This is a genomic window from Hyphomonadaceae bacterium ML37, from assembly GCA_027627685.1.
In the GTDB taxonomy this organism is placed as follows: Bacteria; Pseudomonadota; Alphaproteobacteria; order Caulobacterales; family Maricaulaceae; genus Oceanicaulis.
Genome location: CP091241.1, coordinates 2,423,238 through 2,437,009, shown reverse-complemented (window position 1 = coordinate 2,437,009; position 13,772 = coordinate 2,423,238). Strand labels below are relative to the sequence as shown.

At 68.2% G+C, this 13,772-nt stretch carries 14 protein-coding genes and 2 pseudogenes; 7 read left to right on the top strand and 9 right to left on the bottom strand.

From position 1 onward, the window contains the following. Nucleotides 1-77: 77 nt before the first annotated feature. The 5 genes from sulP to L2D01_11985 all read right to left on the bottom strand — a co-directional run bounded on the left by sulP (nt 78) and on the right by L2D01_11985 (nt 5,700). Nucleotides 78-1,820 carry a sulfate permease gene (gene sulP, locus L2D01_12005; protein WBQ09611.1) on the bottom strand — a complete coding sequence of 581 codons (1,743 nt, stop codon included), beginning with the start codon at nt 1,818-1,820 and terminating at the stop codon, nt 78-80. Between the two features lie 9 nt (nt 1,821-1,829). Further along, on the bottom strand, nt 1,830-2,237 hold the full coding sequence (locus L2D01_12000; GenBank protein ID WBQ09610.1) for a TIGR01244 family sulfur transferase: 408 nt from the start codon (nt 2,235-2,237) through the stop codon (nt 1,830-1,832). A gap of 115 nt (nt 2,238-2,352) precedes the next feature. Beyond that, a complete protein-coding gene (gene argC, locus L2D01_11995; GenBank protein ID WBQ09609.1) occupies nt 2,353-3,297 on the bottom strand; it encodes an N-acetyl-gamma-glutamyl-phosphate reductase in 945 nt (314 codons plus the stop codon). Continuing rightward, on the bottom strand, nt 3,294-4,637 hold the full coding sequence (locus L2D01_11990) for an acetylglutamate kinase (GenBank protein ID WBQ09608.1): 1,344 nt from the start codon (nt 4,635-4,637) through the stop codon (nt 3,294-3,296). The genes argC and L2D01_11990 overlap by 4 nt, the downstream gene beginning before the upstream one ends. 61 nt (nt 4,638-4,698) lie before the next feature. Beyond that, on the bottom strand, nt 4,699-5,700 hold the full coding sequence (locus L2D01_11985; GenBank protein ID WBQ09607.1) for an N-acetylornithine carbamoyltransferase: 1,002 nt from the start codon (nt 5,698-5,700) through the stop codon (nt 4,699-4,701). A gap of 95 nt (nt 5,701-5,795) precedes the next feature. On the opposite strand from L2D01_11985, the gene L2D01_11980 reads away from it, so the two are divergent. Continuing rightward, complete coding sequence (locus tag L2D01_11980) at nt 5,796-6,731, top strand: histone deacetylase (GenBank protein WBQ09606.1); 936 nt, start codon at nt 5,796-5,798, stop codon at nt 6,729-6,731. Between the two features lie 178 nt (nt 6,732-6,909). Here L2D01_11980 and L2D01_11975 read toward each other — a convergent pair whose 3' ends face one another. Genes L2D01_11975 through L2D01_11965 form a run of 3 tightly spaced genes read right to left on the bottom strand, consistent with a single transcriptional unit; the run spans nt 6,910 to nt 8,925 of the window. After that, nucleotides 6,910-7,068, bottom strand: coding sequence for a DUF2256 domain-containing protein (locus L2D01_11975; GenBank protein WBQ09605.1), 159 nt, complete (start codon nt 7,066-7,068; stop codon nt 6,910-6,912). A 3-nt stretch (nt 7,069-7,071) separates the two neighbouring features. Continuing rightward, nucleotides 7,072-8,616 carry a DNA photolyase family protein gene (locus tag L2D01_11970; protein ID WBQ09604.1) on the bottom strand — a complete coding sequence of 515 codons (1,545 nt, stop codon included), beginning with the start codon at nt 8,614-8,616 and terminating at the stop codon, nt 7,072-7,074. Between the two features lie 9 nt (nt 8,617-8,625). Next, nucleotides 8,626-8,925, bottom strand: a complete 300-nt coding sequence (locus L2D01_11965) for a DUF393 domain-containing protein (GenBank protein ID WBQ09603.1) — start codon at nt 8,923-8,925, stop codon at nt 8,626-8,628. A 147-nt stretch (nt 8,926-9,072) separates the two neighbouring features. Between L2D01_11965 and L2D01_11960 the strand changes: the two genes are divergently transcribed. From L2D01_11960 to L2D01_11935, 6 genes and pseudogenes are all read left to right on the top strand, one after another. Continuing rightward, on the top strand, nt 9,073-10,065 hold the full coding sequence (locus L2D01_11960) for an NAD(P)-binding protein (GenBank protein WBQ09602.1): 993 nt from the start codon (nt 9,073-9,075) through the stop codon (nt 10,063-10,065). A gap of 89 nt (nt 10,066-10,154) precedes the next feature. Continuing rightward, on the top strand, nt 10,155-11,057 hold the full coding sequence (locus L2D01_11955) for a hypothetical protein (GenBank protein WBQ11661.1): 903 nt from the start codon (nt 10,155-10,157) through the stop codon (nt 11,055-11,057). 77 nt (nt 11,058-11,134) lie between these two features. Beyond that, a pseudogene (locus tag L2D01_11950) lies at nt 11,135-11,509 on the top strand (DUF2796 domain-containing protein). A 9-nt stretch (nt 11,510-11,518) separates the two neighbouring features. Continuing rightward, a pseudogene (locus L2D01_11945) lies at nt 11,519-11,719 on the top strand (DUF2796 domain-containing protein). Nucleotides 11,720-11,769: 50 nt separating this feature from the next. Next, nucleotides 11,770-12,297 (top strand): DUF3299 domain-containing protein, encoded by a 528-nt coding sequence (locus L2D01_11940; GenBank protein WBQ09601.1) that lies wholly within the window; start codon nt 11,770-11,772, stop codon nt 12,295-12,297. A gap of 386 nt (nt 12,298-12,683) precedes the next feature. Beyond that, nucleotides 12,684-13,340 carry a 50S ribosomal protein L11 methyltransferase gene (locus tag L2D01_11935; protein ID WBQ09600.1) on the top strand — a complete coding sequence of 219 codons (657 nt, stop codon included), beginning with the start codon at nt 12,684-12,686 and terminating at the stop codon, nt 13,338-13,340. A gap of 23 nt (nt 13,341-13,363) precedes the next feature. On the opposite strand, the gene L2D01_11930 is transcribed toward L2D01_11935, so the two are convergent. Then, a complete protein-coding gene (locus L2D01_11930; protein ID WBQ09599.1) occupies nt 13,364-13,684 on the bottom strand; it encodes a hypothetical protein in 321 nt (106 codons plus the stop codon). Nucleotides 13,685-13,772: the final 88 nt, after the last annotated feature.

The following is a 13,772-nucleotide window of genomic DNA, read 5'->3' as shown; positions in this document are numbered from 1 at the left end:
GCGCCCCGTCCGCCCGGTTCAAAGCGCATGTAGGTGTTGCATATGAGGCACACAAGAGCCGGGTGAGTGCGGCGAATTTACCGCGCTTCGCCCGCCAGCGCGCGCTTCGCCGTCTCCGGGTCCAGCGCGGCGAAGGCTTCATACTGCGACAGGAAGATCTGGCCTGACAGCGTTTCCAGGAAGTGCGAGCGTTTCAGCCGGTCCATCACCGGGCCCTTCACCTCGGACAGGTGCAGCTTGATATCCGTGCTGGCCAGGCGCGTATTGATGGCCTCCAGGCTTTCCAGCGCGCTCATATCGATGAAATTGACCGCCGGGCACATCAGGATGATGTGGCGCGCGTCCGGGTTTTCGGCGACGAGCTGATAGACCCGGTCTTCGAGATAGCGGGCATTGGCGAAATACAGGCTCTCATCCACCCGCAGTGTCACCACCAGCGGCGATGTGATCACCGCGTGGCGCTCCACATTGCGGAAATGCTCCCCGCCTGGCACCTGACCCACCACCGCCGCATGGGGCCGGCTGGTGCGGTAGAGGAAGAGGACGAGCGACAGGATCACGCCGACGCTCACGCCCGCTTCCACGCCCATGACCAGCGTGATGGCGATGGTGGCGGCCATGGCGGCGAAATCGGCCTTGGAATACCGGAACGCCCGCCCCAGCGCGCCGAAATCCACCAGCGACAGCACCGCCACGATGATGGTCGCCGCCAGCACCGCGATGGGCAGGTGAAAGATCAGCGGCGTCAGGAAGGCCGCGGCCAGCAATATGCCCACCGCCGTGAACGCGCCCGCCGCCGGGGTCGCCGCGCCGGCGTCGAAATTGACCACCGAGCGGGCGAACCCTCCCGTCACCGGAAACCCGCCGCTCATCGCAGCCGAGACGTTGGAGGCGCCCAGCGCCACCAGCTCCTGATCGGGATCGATGCGCTCGCGCTTCTTGGCCGCCAGCGTCTGGGCCACCGAGACCGATTCCACAAACCCGATCACCGATATCAGCATGGCCGAGGCCAGCAGGAGCTGCACCAGTTCCAGCTCGAAGCTCGGCAGGGTGAAGGGCGGCAGGCCTTGCGGCACCTCGCCCACCACCGCCACGCCGCGTGCGCCCAGATCAAAGGCCAGCACCGCGCCGATGGAGGCGGCCACCGCGATCACCGGGCCAATTTTCGTGACGATGCCGGCAGCCTTTTCGGGCACGCGCATGGCCATCAGGAGGGGTTTGAGCCCTGAGCGCACAAACAGCAAAAAGCCCAGCGACGCAGCGCCCACGGCCAGGGTGTACGGGTTGGTCGCCGTCACCGACCCGGCGAGACTCGACACGATCTCCACCAGCGTGTGACCGCCGCCCGGTACGCCCAGAATATGACGCAGCTGGCTCGCGGCGATGATCACGCCGGACGCCGTGATGAAGCCGGAGATGACGGGATGGGACAGGAAGTTGGCCAGGAAACCCAGGCGGAACACGCCCATCAGCAAAAGGATCACGCCGGACAGGAAGGCGAGCGTCACCGCCGCCGTGGCGTAGCCGATGGTGCCGGTGTCCGCGATCTGTCCCACCGCCGCCGCCGTCATCAGCGACACCACCGCCACCGGCCCCACGGCCAGCGCCCGGCTGGTGCCGAAGATCGCATAGGCCACAAGCGGCGCGATGGAGGCATAGAGCCCGGCTTCGGGCGGCAGGCCGGCCAGCAGCGCATAGGCCAGCGATTGAGGGATCAGCATGATCGTGACGATCACCGCCGCGGTCAGATCGCTGGCCAGCGTTTCGCCTTTATAGCGCCGCCCCCAGTCAAGAATGGGAAAATAGCGCGACAGGCGCATGGCGCCGCCTCAGCCTTCGAGATGGGTGCGCAGACCGGAAATGTCGTAACCGGCATTGGCGGCGCGGGAAATCACCTCATCCGCACTCAGGCCCTCCGGCTTGCCCAGCGCCCATAATACCGTGCACCGCGTGCCCGAGCGGCAATAGGCCAGCGTCTTGCCTTTGGCCGAAGCCTCTTTGAACGCCGCCACCGCGTCGGGCGGAAACTGGCCGCCGGTCACCGGGATATGCACAAAGCTCAGCCCCGCCGCTTCGGCCGCTGCTTGCAGGGTTGCGGCATCCGGTTGGCCCGGATCTTCATGATCAGGGCGGTTGGCGATGATGACAGAGAAGCCCGCCTTGGCCGCCTGCGCAACATCCTCGGGCGAAATCTGTGTGCTGACGGACAGCTGGTCGGTGAGGGTCTTGGGGGTCATGGGTCTTGCGCCTCCATGGTGTGGAGCGGGAACAATATCTCGACCCACTCATAAGCTGCCGCGCAATTGGCGTCGACCAGCCTAGATCACAAGGGCGTCACCACGCCGCAGGGCGCTAAACTCCCAGCCCCTCAAACTCCGGCAGGTCCAGCGCCAGGGCGAGGTTCTGCATGGCCTGCACTGCCGCGCCTTTGAGGAGATTGTCCAGCGCGCACACGATCACGGCGCGCCTGCCGTCTTCGGCCAGTGTCAGCCCGCCCAGCACCGCGCCGGGGAAGTTGGCGCCGTCGGTGATCTCGGGGATGGCGTCGGTGACGCGGATCAGCGGCTCGCCCTCATAGGCGCTGGCATAGGCGGCGTGCAGCTCGGCCTCTGTCACCGGGACCGCAAATTCCAGCTGGGCGGTCACCACAATGCCCCGGAAAAAGGCGGCCACATGGGGGCTGAAGCGCACGTCGCGTCCCAGATGCCGGCTCATCTCGCGCTCATGGACATGGCCCGCGAGCATGTAGGGCATGAGATTGTCCTTGAGCGCCGCCAGATCATTCTTGCGGCTGGGCGTGGTCCCGGCGCCCGAATAGCCTGACACGCCAAACAGATGGGCGGGGCCGGACAGCCATGGCCGCACCGGCGCCACGCACAGCTGCCCCGCCGTGGCGTAGCAACCGGGATTGGAAATGCGGCGCGCGCCGCTCAGCGCCCCGCGCCCGTAAATCTCCGGCAGGCCATAGGTCCAGGCATCATCGAAGCGGTAGTCGGCCGACAAATCCACCAGCACCGTGTCCGGCGCGTGGGCTTCGAACGCCGCCACATAAGGCGCCGCCTGACCGTTGGGCATGGCCAGGATCACCGCGTCCGCGCCGCGCGCCGCGCAGGCGTCCGGGTCCAGCGCCTCGAACTTCAGGTCCGCCGGCGCTTCGGGGGCCAGCTCGCGCACCGGCGTGCCGTCCATGGCGCGCGAGACGGCGAAGCTCAGGCGCATGTCGTCGCGCCGCGCCAGCAGCGCGATCAGCTCGCGGCCCGTATGGCCGCGCGCGCCGATCAGGCCGACGGTCTTCATTTATCCACCAGGGTCGCGGGCAGGGCGGCGATGCGCTCGACCATGGCCGGAATGCGCGACAGGTCGCTTTCGCCGCGCCAGAACACCGTCCAGCGCCCCTGTTTGACCGCGCCATGGCAGGTGGAGAAGTAGAATTCATTGACCGGGTTATCGCTGCGCGAGCGCCAGTAGAGCCGCGGCGCGTGGGCGATCAGCCGCTTCCACACCGCCCCGCCCAGCCCCTCGCCGCGCGCCTCGTCCAGCACCGCGAACTTGTCGAGATAGACCGCATCATCAAGGCGCGCCGTGATCGCCGCAGCGCGGTATTGCTCGGTCACAAAGGCGCGCTCGAAATCCAGCCGGTCGAAATAGTCCGCCACCGGCTTGCGCCCGAAGGAGCTTTCGATGAGGTGCGCCATGCGCGCGCGGTCGATCTCGCCGCGCGAGGTCAGTTCCAGCATGCGCTCGCCCTTGCGCACCAGCGTGCCGGCGCCGGCATGGGTGAACAGCTCCTTGGCGAGCTCTTCAGGCCGCGTGATCGACACCGAGCTCGACAGCGGCAGATCATCGAGCAGGCGCTTGATCTCCTGCAGTTTCAGACGCATGCCGCCCGTCACCCAGTCAGCGGCCATCAGGTCATCATGGTCGGTGGCCAGGTTGATGGCCGAAATCTGCGCGCCCGACGCGTCCAGCAGCGCGCCGGTCCCGGTCAGGAACACGATCTTGTAGGGCTGCAGCTCATGCACCAGGGCCCGCACCGCGCTGTCGGCGTTGACATTCACCAGCCTGCCATCTGACGTATCAGCCAGGCAGCCCAGGATCGGCGCCTGACCAGCGCGCGCCGCCGCCGCGACCAGCTCCAGGCGCACGCGTGTGGGTGATCCCACCCGGCCTAGCCGGGCCTCATCGATCAGTTCAGCTTCGAACACGCCCGACGGAATGGCCGCCGCCCGTCCGCCCCGGTCGCGCACGGCCTGCACGAGTTTCAGGTTCACCGCCGTCAGCGTATCGCGCACGACGCCCATGGCGCCCGGCGGCGTGATGCGCAGCCCGTCGACGCGCTCTTCAGGGTATCCGGCCGCTTCCAGTGTGGCGTTCAGCTGGGGTCCGCCGCCATGCACCACGATGGGCGCCAGCCCCACCGACTGCAGGAAGGCCAGCGCGCCGGCCAGCGCATCAAGGTCCTCTTCAATGATTGCCCCGCCCACCTTGATGACGGCGAAGCGCTCCTGATCGAGGGCGGAGAAACGGGTGAGGTATTCGCGTATCTCCTTGCCGTCGCGCATGTTCGACAAAAGCTGCACGATGGCCGCACGCACCGGCGCGGGCTGGGCGGGAGCTTGGGCGGATTCACGGGTCATGGGCGGATTATCCGGACTGGACTGCATACAAGGACAGGGGCGCAAAGACTGACGGCGCGCCTCATCGCTCCTCGATCATGCGCTCCATCAGCGCCTTCTGCACGTGCAGGCGGTTTTCCGCCTCCTCAATGCCGAGGAAGGCCGGGCTGTCCACCACCGCGTCGGCGATCTTCACATTGCGCCGCATGGGCAGGCAGTGGCTGACCACGCCGCCCTTCGTGAGCGCCATCTTGGCCTCGTCGATCATGAAGCCGGCGCCCTTGGCGCGGAACGGCGCTTCCTCAGCCCAATTGCCATAAAACGGCAGGGCGCCCCAGCTCTTGGCGTAGACGGCGTGGGCGCCGGCATAGGCGGCTTCAGGGTCGGTGGTGACAGTCAGGGACGTTCCGGCGTCAGCGCAGAAGCGCTGCGCCGCGCCCATGTATCGCTCGTCCAGACGATAGACCTCGTCCGGGATCAGCAGGCGCACATTCATGCCGAATTTCGACGCGATCAGCAGGGCTGAATTGGCCACCGCCGTGTTCAGCGGCTTGGGATGGGGGACCCAGGTCAACAGGAAGTCCTTGCCGCGCACATCGCCGATCCGGTCCTGCAGCGCCATCATCAGCGCCAGTTCCTGACAGGGATGTACGATGGTCTCCATATTGATCACCGGCACGGTGGCGTGTTTGGCATAGGCGGTTATCAGCGGGTCCTCGCGCTCGGATGTCCAGTCCTGAAACTTGGGAAAGCAGCGGATCGCGATCATGTCGACATAGCGCGACAAGACCCGCGCCGCCTCGCGCACATGCTCTTCCGGGTCGCCGTCCATCACCGCGCCGTCGCCGATTTCCACCGGCCAGGTCTGGCCGCGCGCGTCCAGCACGATGGCGTGCCCACCCAGCTGGCGAGCGCCCAGATCAAACGAGGTGCGCGTGCGCAAAGACGGGTTGAAGAACATCAGCGCGATGGATTTGCCCTTCAGCGCATCGCCATGGGGGCTGTCTTTCAGCACGCGCGCACGGTCGATCATGGCCTGCAGCTCGTCGCGGGACCAGTCTTCGGTGCTGAGGAAATGACGCATGGCGCAAGGCTCCGGAAAGCGCGGCGAAAGCCGAAGCCCAGCGGTGTAATCGCCTACGTGCGCCTTGGCAAATGACGTTGCAGCCACGCCCGCGCGTGCTAGCTCTCAGCACGATGGTCGAGGTGGTGTTTCACGAGGCGTATGTCGCGGCCGGCGTGCCCGCCGGTCACCGCTTTCCCATGGGAAAATTCCGGGCGGTGGCGGGCGCGCTGGTGGCCAGCGGGCTCGTCGCGGACTGGGACGCGTTTCACCGTCCCGCCCCTGCGCCCGCCGCCTGGCTGCAGCTGGCTCATAACCCGGCCTATGTGGATCAGGTGCTGGGTGCGGCGGTGCCGGCCCCGCTGGCCCGGCGCATCGGGTTCGAGATGACGCCAGCCGTCGCCCTGCGCTCGCAATGCGCGGTGGCGGGCACGGCGCTGGCGGGGCGCCTCGCGCTGGAGCATGGCGCGGCGTGCAATACCGCCGGCGGCAGCCACCATGCCGACCAGTCAGGTGGCGCTGGCTTCTGCGTCTTCAACGATGTGGCCGTTGCCGCCCGGCTCCTGCTGGCGGAAGGCGCGGTGCAGCGCGTGCTGGTCATTGATCTCGACGTGCATCAGGGCGACGGCACGGCGCGGATTTTTGAACATGACCCCCGCGTCTTCACCCTGTCGGTACATTGCGAGGACAACTGGCCGCGCCGCAAGGCGGTGTCGGACATGGATATCGGCCTCTCCAAAGGGACCGGCGACACGGACTATCTCGCCGCCGCCCGCGCCGCGGTGGATGACGCGCTCGAAGCCAGCCGGCCGGATCTCGTCTTCTTCAACGCCGGGGTCGATCCCCACCGCGAGGACCGGCTGGGCCTTCTGGACCTCAGTGATGAGGGGCTGGCCGCGCGCGAAGCCATGGTGTTTGACGCTTGCCTCAAACGCGGCGTTCCCGTCACCGGCGTGCTGGGCGGCGGCTATGCCCGCGATCTCGACGCCCTGGCCCGGCGCCACGCCCTCCTGCACCACGCGGCGGATGCGGCGTTGCGGCGGTTTGGGTGAGGAAATCGTTGGCAAACCTGCGCCTGAAAAGAGAACAGCCCCGCCAAGGCGGGGCTGTTCGGCCCGTTAGAGGGCTAGGCTATTCATTCGCCCATAAGGGGCTTGCGGAGTTAGAATAGCCAATTGCACGCAAATATTCAATTTCAATTCAATCGTTTCCATCAGCGCCGAGCCCTTCCTAACCCCGCCCACCACAACGCTTCGAGCAATACTTCACCTCGTCCCAGACCCGCTCCCATTTCTTGCGCCAGGTGAAGGGCCGGCCGCAGCTCACGCAGGTTTTCTGCGGCAGATCGGCCTTGGCGGTGGCCTTGCGGCGGTTTGATCCCTTGGCCATGGCTCAGAACAGGCTCCCTTGCGCGGGATCGGGTGCGGCTTTCGCCTTGCGCCGCCGGGTGGCCGAACCGGTCTGTTTCAGCCCGGATTTTCGGCTGCCGTGGCGGGCCTGGATGGCGTCGCTGGCGGGCCCGTGCCCGGCGCTGCGGCGCAGGGCGGTGAGCTTCGCCTTCGCCTCGCGCGCGGCCTGTTCGTGATCGACGATGCGGTCTGTATAGGTCACGCCCAGCTGCACGCCGGCCGCCTCCAGCACGCCTTGCGGTGCGGTCCAGGGCTGATGCCGGAAGGGCGCGGGCAGGGCGGCGAGCTCTGGAACCCAGCGGGCGATGAACACGCCATCCGGGTCCTGATCCATGGATTGCTTGACCGGGTTATAGATGCGCGGCGTGTTCACCCCGGTCACGCCCGACTGCATCTGGAACTGGGGATAGTGAATGCCCGGCTCGAAATCGGTGAAGCGGCGCGCCAGCGCCTGGGCCGGGCGTTTCCAGTCCTGCCACAGATGATAGCTGGAAAACGCCGCGGCCATCGCGCGCATGCGGAAATTCAGCCAGCCGGTATGGTCCAGCGCGCGCATGCACGCATCCAGAAACGGCAGGCCCGTGCGCCCCTCAATCCAGCGCTTGAGCGTGTCGGGGTCCGCCTCTGGCCGGGCGCCGCGATAGGCCGGGTGCAGGTCGCGGGTGGCGAGTTCGGGCTCGTCCTCGAACTTCTGCATGAAATGGCAATGCCAGTGCAGGCGCGAGATGAAGCTCTCCACCGAGCGCGCGAACCCGACCTCGCCCGCCGCGCGGTGGGCGGTGAGCGCCCGGCCCGCGCCCTGATACGCCTCACGCACCGAGATCGCGCCCAGCGCCAGATGCGCCGACAGGCGCGAACAGGCGTCAAACGCGCTGACGGGCGAGGACATGGCCCGCCGGTAATCGCGGCCGCGTGCAAACAGAAAGCTTTCCAGATCCGCCACGGCCTGGCGCCGCCCGCCTGTCTGGCGCCCCGGGCAGGGGTCGGGGGCGAGGCCCAGCGCCTCGGGCGCCGGGATCGGCTCCGACGGTGCGCCGGCATCCTGAAACCGCGCGGGCGCCGGGATCACCGGCTGGCTCATGAAGGCCTCCCAGCGCTTCGCCCAGCCATTGCGCGAGGGGAGCGCGCGGATGACGCCATTCTGGCGGTGCTCGATAAAGGCGATGCTGTGCCGGCGCGCCCATTGCGCCACGGCCCGGTCGCGCTCCCAGGTGGCGATCAGGCCGGTTTCTTCATGGGCGTGGATGGCGTCGATGGGGGTTTGGCGGTGAAGGGCGTCGAGCACCGCCACCGCCTCGCCGGTGCGCACAGTCAGCGTCCCGCCGCGGGCGCGTAGCGCCCTGTCCAGATCGGCCAGCGTCTCGGTCAGGAAGGCATAGTGGCGGCCGGAATAATCGGGCTGCGCCCACAGCCAGGGCTCGACGATGTACAGACAGAGGACCGGCCCGCCGCTGGAGGCGGCGGCGGCGAGCCCTGCGTGATCATGCGCGCGCAGATCGCGCTTGAACCAGACCAGCTGCGCGCCCATCGCAGGCCTTCAGCCGTTCGCGCGGCGGCGCGCCAGTCCTTGCAGGGCCGGGCGGATCACCAGAAAGGCGCGGTACAGGCCCTCGCCGATCCAGACAAGCGGGGGCAGGGCGGCGACGTGTCCCAGCCAGCGCCAGCCGGGCGTGGCCTTCCACAGCTCGGCGAAGGCCGCTGCGCCCGACACCAGAACGCCATCGGCCCGGCGCACGTGAAAGCGTTTCATCGCTGCGTCGGCGCCAATCTCCGGCGGCGCGCCAGCGCCTGTGCTGACGTCAGTAAATCGCGCCTGCGCGCCTTGGCGCTGATACATCCCGATCTCGGCCCGGCATAGCGGGCAGTCGCCGTCAAAAAACACCTCGCAGGCGGGTGGTGTCGCGGCGTCGTCAGTATTTTGCGTTTGATGTTCCATGGCGCCAGACATAGGTCTGTGGGCCAGACAATACAGGGAATGCCCGCCATGCGAGCAGCGGTGATCGGAGCAGGTCTGGCGGGCGCAGCCGCGGCGCGAACCCTTGCGCAGGCTGGATTTCAGCCGGTTCTGTTCGACAAGGGGCGCGGCCCCGGCGGGCGGCTCTCCACCCGGCGCGCTGAAACGCCGCAGGGCGAGGCGCGCATCGATCACGGCGCCCAGTTCGTCACCGCCGAAACGGCCGGGTTTCAGGCGCTGATTGATGAAGCCGCCGCTGCGGGCGTGGCGCAGGTCTGGCGCGCGCGTCTGGTCTCCATTGATCGCGTGGGCGGCATGCAGCCTTTGCGCCCCAAGACCCGCTGGGTAGGCGTGCCGGGCATGAGCGCGCTCGTGCGCACGGCGCTGGGCGGGCAGCAGGTCCGGTTCGCGGCGCGTGCGCGCCACCTGTCGGGCGAACCGGGCGCCTGGCGCGTGCATTTCGAGGACGGCGAGATCGAAGGCCCATTCGAGCGGATCGCCCTGACCCTGCCGCCAGAACAATTGATCGACCTTCTGGCGCGTACCGACGCCGACTTCTCCGTTCTGATCCAGGAGGCCCGCACCGTACAGATCGGCCCGTGCTGGACGGTGATGGCGGTGCTGGACGCGCCGTTCGATCCCGGTTTTGACGGCGCGCAAATGCTGGGCGGGGCGATCCGCTGGATGGCCCGCATGAATGCCCGCCCCGGCTGGCAGGGGCCCGAATGCTGGGTGCTGCAGGGCTCGCCTGACTGGTCGAAGGCCTTCCTGGAAGCTGATCCGGACATGGTCATGCGCGCATTGTGCGAGGAAGCCTTTGTGCGCTTCGGCATGCCGGAGCCTGTGTGGCGCCAGGCCCATCGCTGGCGCTACGCGCTGGTGCAGCAGGCGGCGGGGACGCCTTGCGCGCTGGACCCGTCCGGCACGATCGGCGTGGGCGGCGACTGGCGCCTGGGCCCGCGCGCCGAGCTGGCCTGGCGCTCCGGGCTGGCCCTGGGCGCTGCTTTGGGCGAGCCTCGATAGGCGCTCACGCTTGCCTTCGCGGCGCCGAGCGGTTACATGCGCGCAACAATATAACACTCCCGACACACCGCCTCCGGAGCGCCGCCCGTTTGAGCCCGTTACTGTCCGCCCTGGTCTTCGGGCTCGTCGCCGCCGGCGCCGTGGGCCTGGCCGTGCTTCTGGCCCTGCGCGGCGCGGGCTTCACCCGTCAGCATTCACCGCTCTTTGCGGCCTTCGCGGGCGGCCTCGTCGTCACCCTGGCCGTGGTGGAGCTGATCCCGTCGGCTCTGGCGTCTGGCGGCTACGCGCCCTGGCTGGTGCTGGCCGGGTTCGCCGGCGGGTTCGTGCTGCAGGGCGTGACCGGCGGCACGGCTGTGGCGTCTGTCTCGGCCGGGCCCGGCTCCACGCGTGCGCGCACGGCGGCGCTGGCGGCGGTGGGTGCGCTGGCGGTCCATTCAGCGCTGGACGGTGTGGTGTTCGCCGTCACCCACGCCATGGAGCCGGCGCTGGCCGCCACGGCGGGGGTGGGTCTGGTGGTGCACCAGCTCCCGGTGGCGGTGGTGTGCTTCATTCTGCTGCAGCGCGGCGGGCTGGGCGACCGGATGGCGGCGCTGCTGGCGTTCGCGGCGGCGGGCCTGACCATGCTGGTGGCGGCCGTGATCGCGGCGCCGTCCGCTGCGGCGCTGGATCTGTCGGTCCTGAATATCCTCATGGCGCTGGTGGCGGGCCTGCTGCTGCATGTGGGCGCCGCCCATCTGCTGAGCGAAGCCCTCACCGCCGGCCTGGTGCGGGGCGGCGGGGCGGTGTTCGCCGGCGCGGGCGCGGCGGCGCTGATGCTGATGGGCCATGACCACGCCCATCACGGCGACGAGGCGCACGCCCTTCCGCATCAACATGACCATGGCGCGCACCGCCACATTCACGCCCACGATGATGAACATGATCATGATCATTCCGGTCACGACCATGCGGACCATCCCGGCCACGACCTGACACAGGAGCCCAACCCATGACGCTTTCCAAACTGATGAGCTGCGCCGCGCTGGCCATGGTGCTGTCGGGCGGCGCCGCCCTGGGTGACGACGCCCCGATGCGCCAGCTGGGCGCTCATGTGCACGGCGCTGCGGCGCTGGACGTGGCGGTCGACGCCGACGCCGGCGCGGCCCTGGTGGTGCTCAGCGGCGCCGCCTACAACTTCTTCGGCTTCGAGCGCGCGGCTGAGACTGACGAAGAGCGTGCGGCCATCGACGCGGCCTATGAGGCGTTCGATCTGGCGCCCGTGGCCTTCCCCAGCGGGGCGGGCTGCACGCTGGCCACCGTCGACATCGAGGGGACGCGTGGCGGTCATGGGCAGTCCGACGGTCATGGCCACGATCACGGGCATGATGATCACGAACACGATGATCATGACCACGAAAACCATGATCATGACCACGGTGATGACCACGGGCACGGCCATGATGACCATGCCGAAACGGACCGCTATCACGGCGATAGCGATCTTGTGATCAGCTGGACTTTTGCCTGCGAGACCGCCGCCCGGGCTGACCAGCTCGACGCCGGCGGCCTGTTCGACGCCTTTGCGCGGCTGGAAACCCTGCAGGCGAGCTTTGTCAGCGGCAATCGCGCCGGCGCCGCCACGCTCACCCCGAGCGCCGCCGTCATCGCCCCGTAACAGCATCAGGCCCTTGAAGCCCGGCGGTCACACGCGCATGTATCGTCGTCATGACGCGTGTGATCGCCCTGTTGATGGCCCTGTGTGCGGCCGCCCTGACCGTCCCGGCCCAGGCTGAGGACGCGGCGGCGGGCGAGCGTCTTGAACTGGTCTGGTCCGATCTCCTGCCGCCCGGCGAGGCCGAGCGCATCGCCCGGCTGCAGCAGGTCCAGGCGATAGAGTTCGGCTTCAATCATTTCGGCACAGACCAGATGCCCCAGCTGCAGACCTTCAATGTGGTCGACGAGCTGGACGGCGAGCGCGTGCGCATCGCCGGCTTCGTGCTGCCGTTCGATTTTTCCGCCTCCGGTCAGGTCTCGCGCTTCCTGCTTGTGCCCTTCGTAGGCGCCTGCGTGCACGTGCCGCCGCCGCCGCCCAACCAGCTCATCTATGTGCAGGCCGCCGACGGCGTGGCGGTGCAGGGCATGTGGGAGCCGGTGTTTGCGGAAGGCGTGATGCGCACCCGCCGCCATGACAGCGATCTGGCTGACGCCGCGTACACGCTCGAACTCACCGGCCTTGAGCCCTACCGCCAGTGATGACGAGCAGATGAACGCCGCCGCCTTGATTGCGGCGGGCCTGCGGCGAAATTTCCTTAAACCGGAACGATTGGCGACGCAGTTGACCTCCAGTGTGAGGAACAAGGCGGTGGGCGCGGCGCGGTTTCGACTGCGGTTCTTCTCCCCCCAATGGCGAATATCCGCCGCGTCCCGCCGCCTGTTGTCACGGATCGGGCGCCGCTTTGCACGCGCCTTGCGAAGCCCGGTCCGGGGCTCGTCTCGAGTGTGTCAGCGCGGCACGCTTTCGTCTGAGGGGGCGATCGAGAGCCAGCGCCACCTCGAGGCGGGTCCCACCTTTCCTTCTCCTCCCCCTCGCAACGCGTTGACCGCTGGCTCCGCAGCCGGGGCCGGTCTACACCCGCGCGATGACGCTGACCCCGGCCACCGCTGACGCCTTCATCACCCGGCACACGCGCATCACCAGCGCGCCGTTGACGCCCGAGCTGCGCTTTCATCTCGCCGACGAAACCATTGAAATCTGGACCCGCACCGAAGAGGCCCTGGGCGAGATCGGCTTGCCGCCGCCCTTCTGGGCGTTCGCCTGGGCAGGCGGTCAGGCGCTGGCGCGCTATGTCATGGATAACCCGCATCTGGTGGCCGGAGCCCATGTCCTGGATTTCGCCTGCGGGTGCGGTGTGGCGGGCATAGGCGCCGCCAAAGCCGGCGCCGCCCGTGTCGGCGCCAGCGAGATTGATCCGTTCGCTGTGGCCGCCGCCCGCCTGAACGCGGCGCTCAATGGCGTGGAGGTGGACGCGCAACTGGCCGACATCACCGGCGCCGATGCGGGCTGGGATGTGGTGCTGGCCGGGGATGTCTTCTACGAGGCGCCTGGCGCCGCGCGCATCGCTGGCTGGCTCGCCAGCCTGCATGCCCGCGGCGCGCTGGTGCTGATCGGCGATCCGGGGCGGACCTTTCTGCCCAGAACGAAGCTGGAAGCGTTGGCCCGATACGACACGCCTGTATCCCGCGATCTGGAGGATCGCGAGGTCAGGCAGGCGCGCGTGTGGCGCTTTGCAGGATGAGCGTCATCACCTTGAAAGGATGATCAGCAGCGCGTTGTGCAGGGTTCGGCCGGGCTCACGTGACGTTGGATATGATCCATGGTCTCGGTGGCGCCGCGCTGGATGGCGCGCCATTCCCATTCCGGGCGGCAGACCTGGCGGGCGGGCAGGCGTGATCCGATGACCCGTTCGCGCTCGCAGCGGATCGCATTAGGGTCATAGCCCTCGCGCTCGGCGCGGGCGATTTCTTCGGCGCTGGCCACCTGGGTGGCGGCAGCGGCGGAAGCCGCCGTGATCCTGCTTTCCGTCGTGGCGCATGCGGTGGCGAACAGTCCGGCGGCCGCAGCCAAAACAATGTATTTCATGGCAACGCTACTCCTGATGAGCCGCCGGGCCCGTTGGCGCATGGCTGATATCCAGGGCCTTCAAAGACCCAATCGCCTCAGTCAAAGG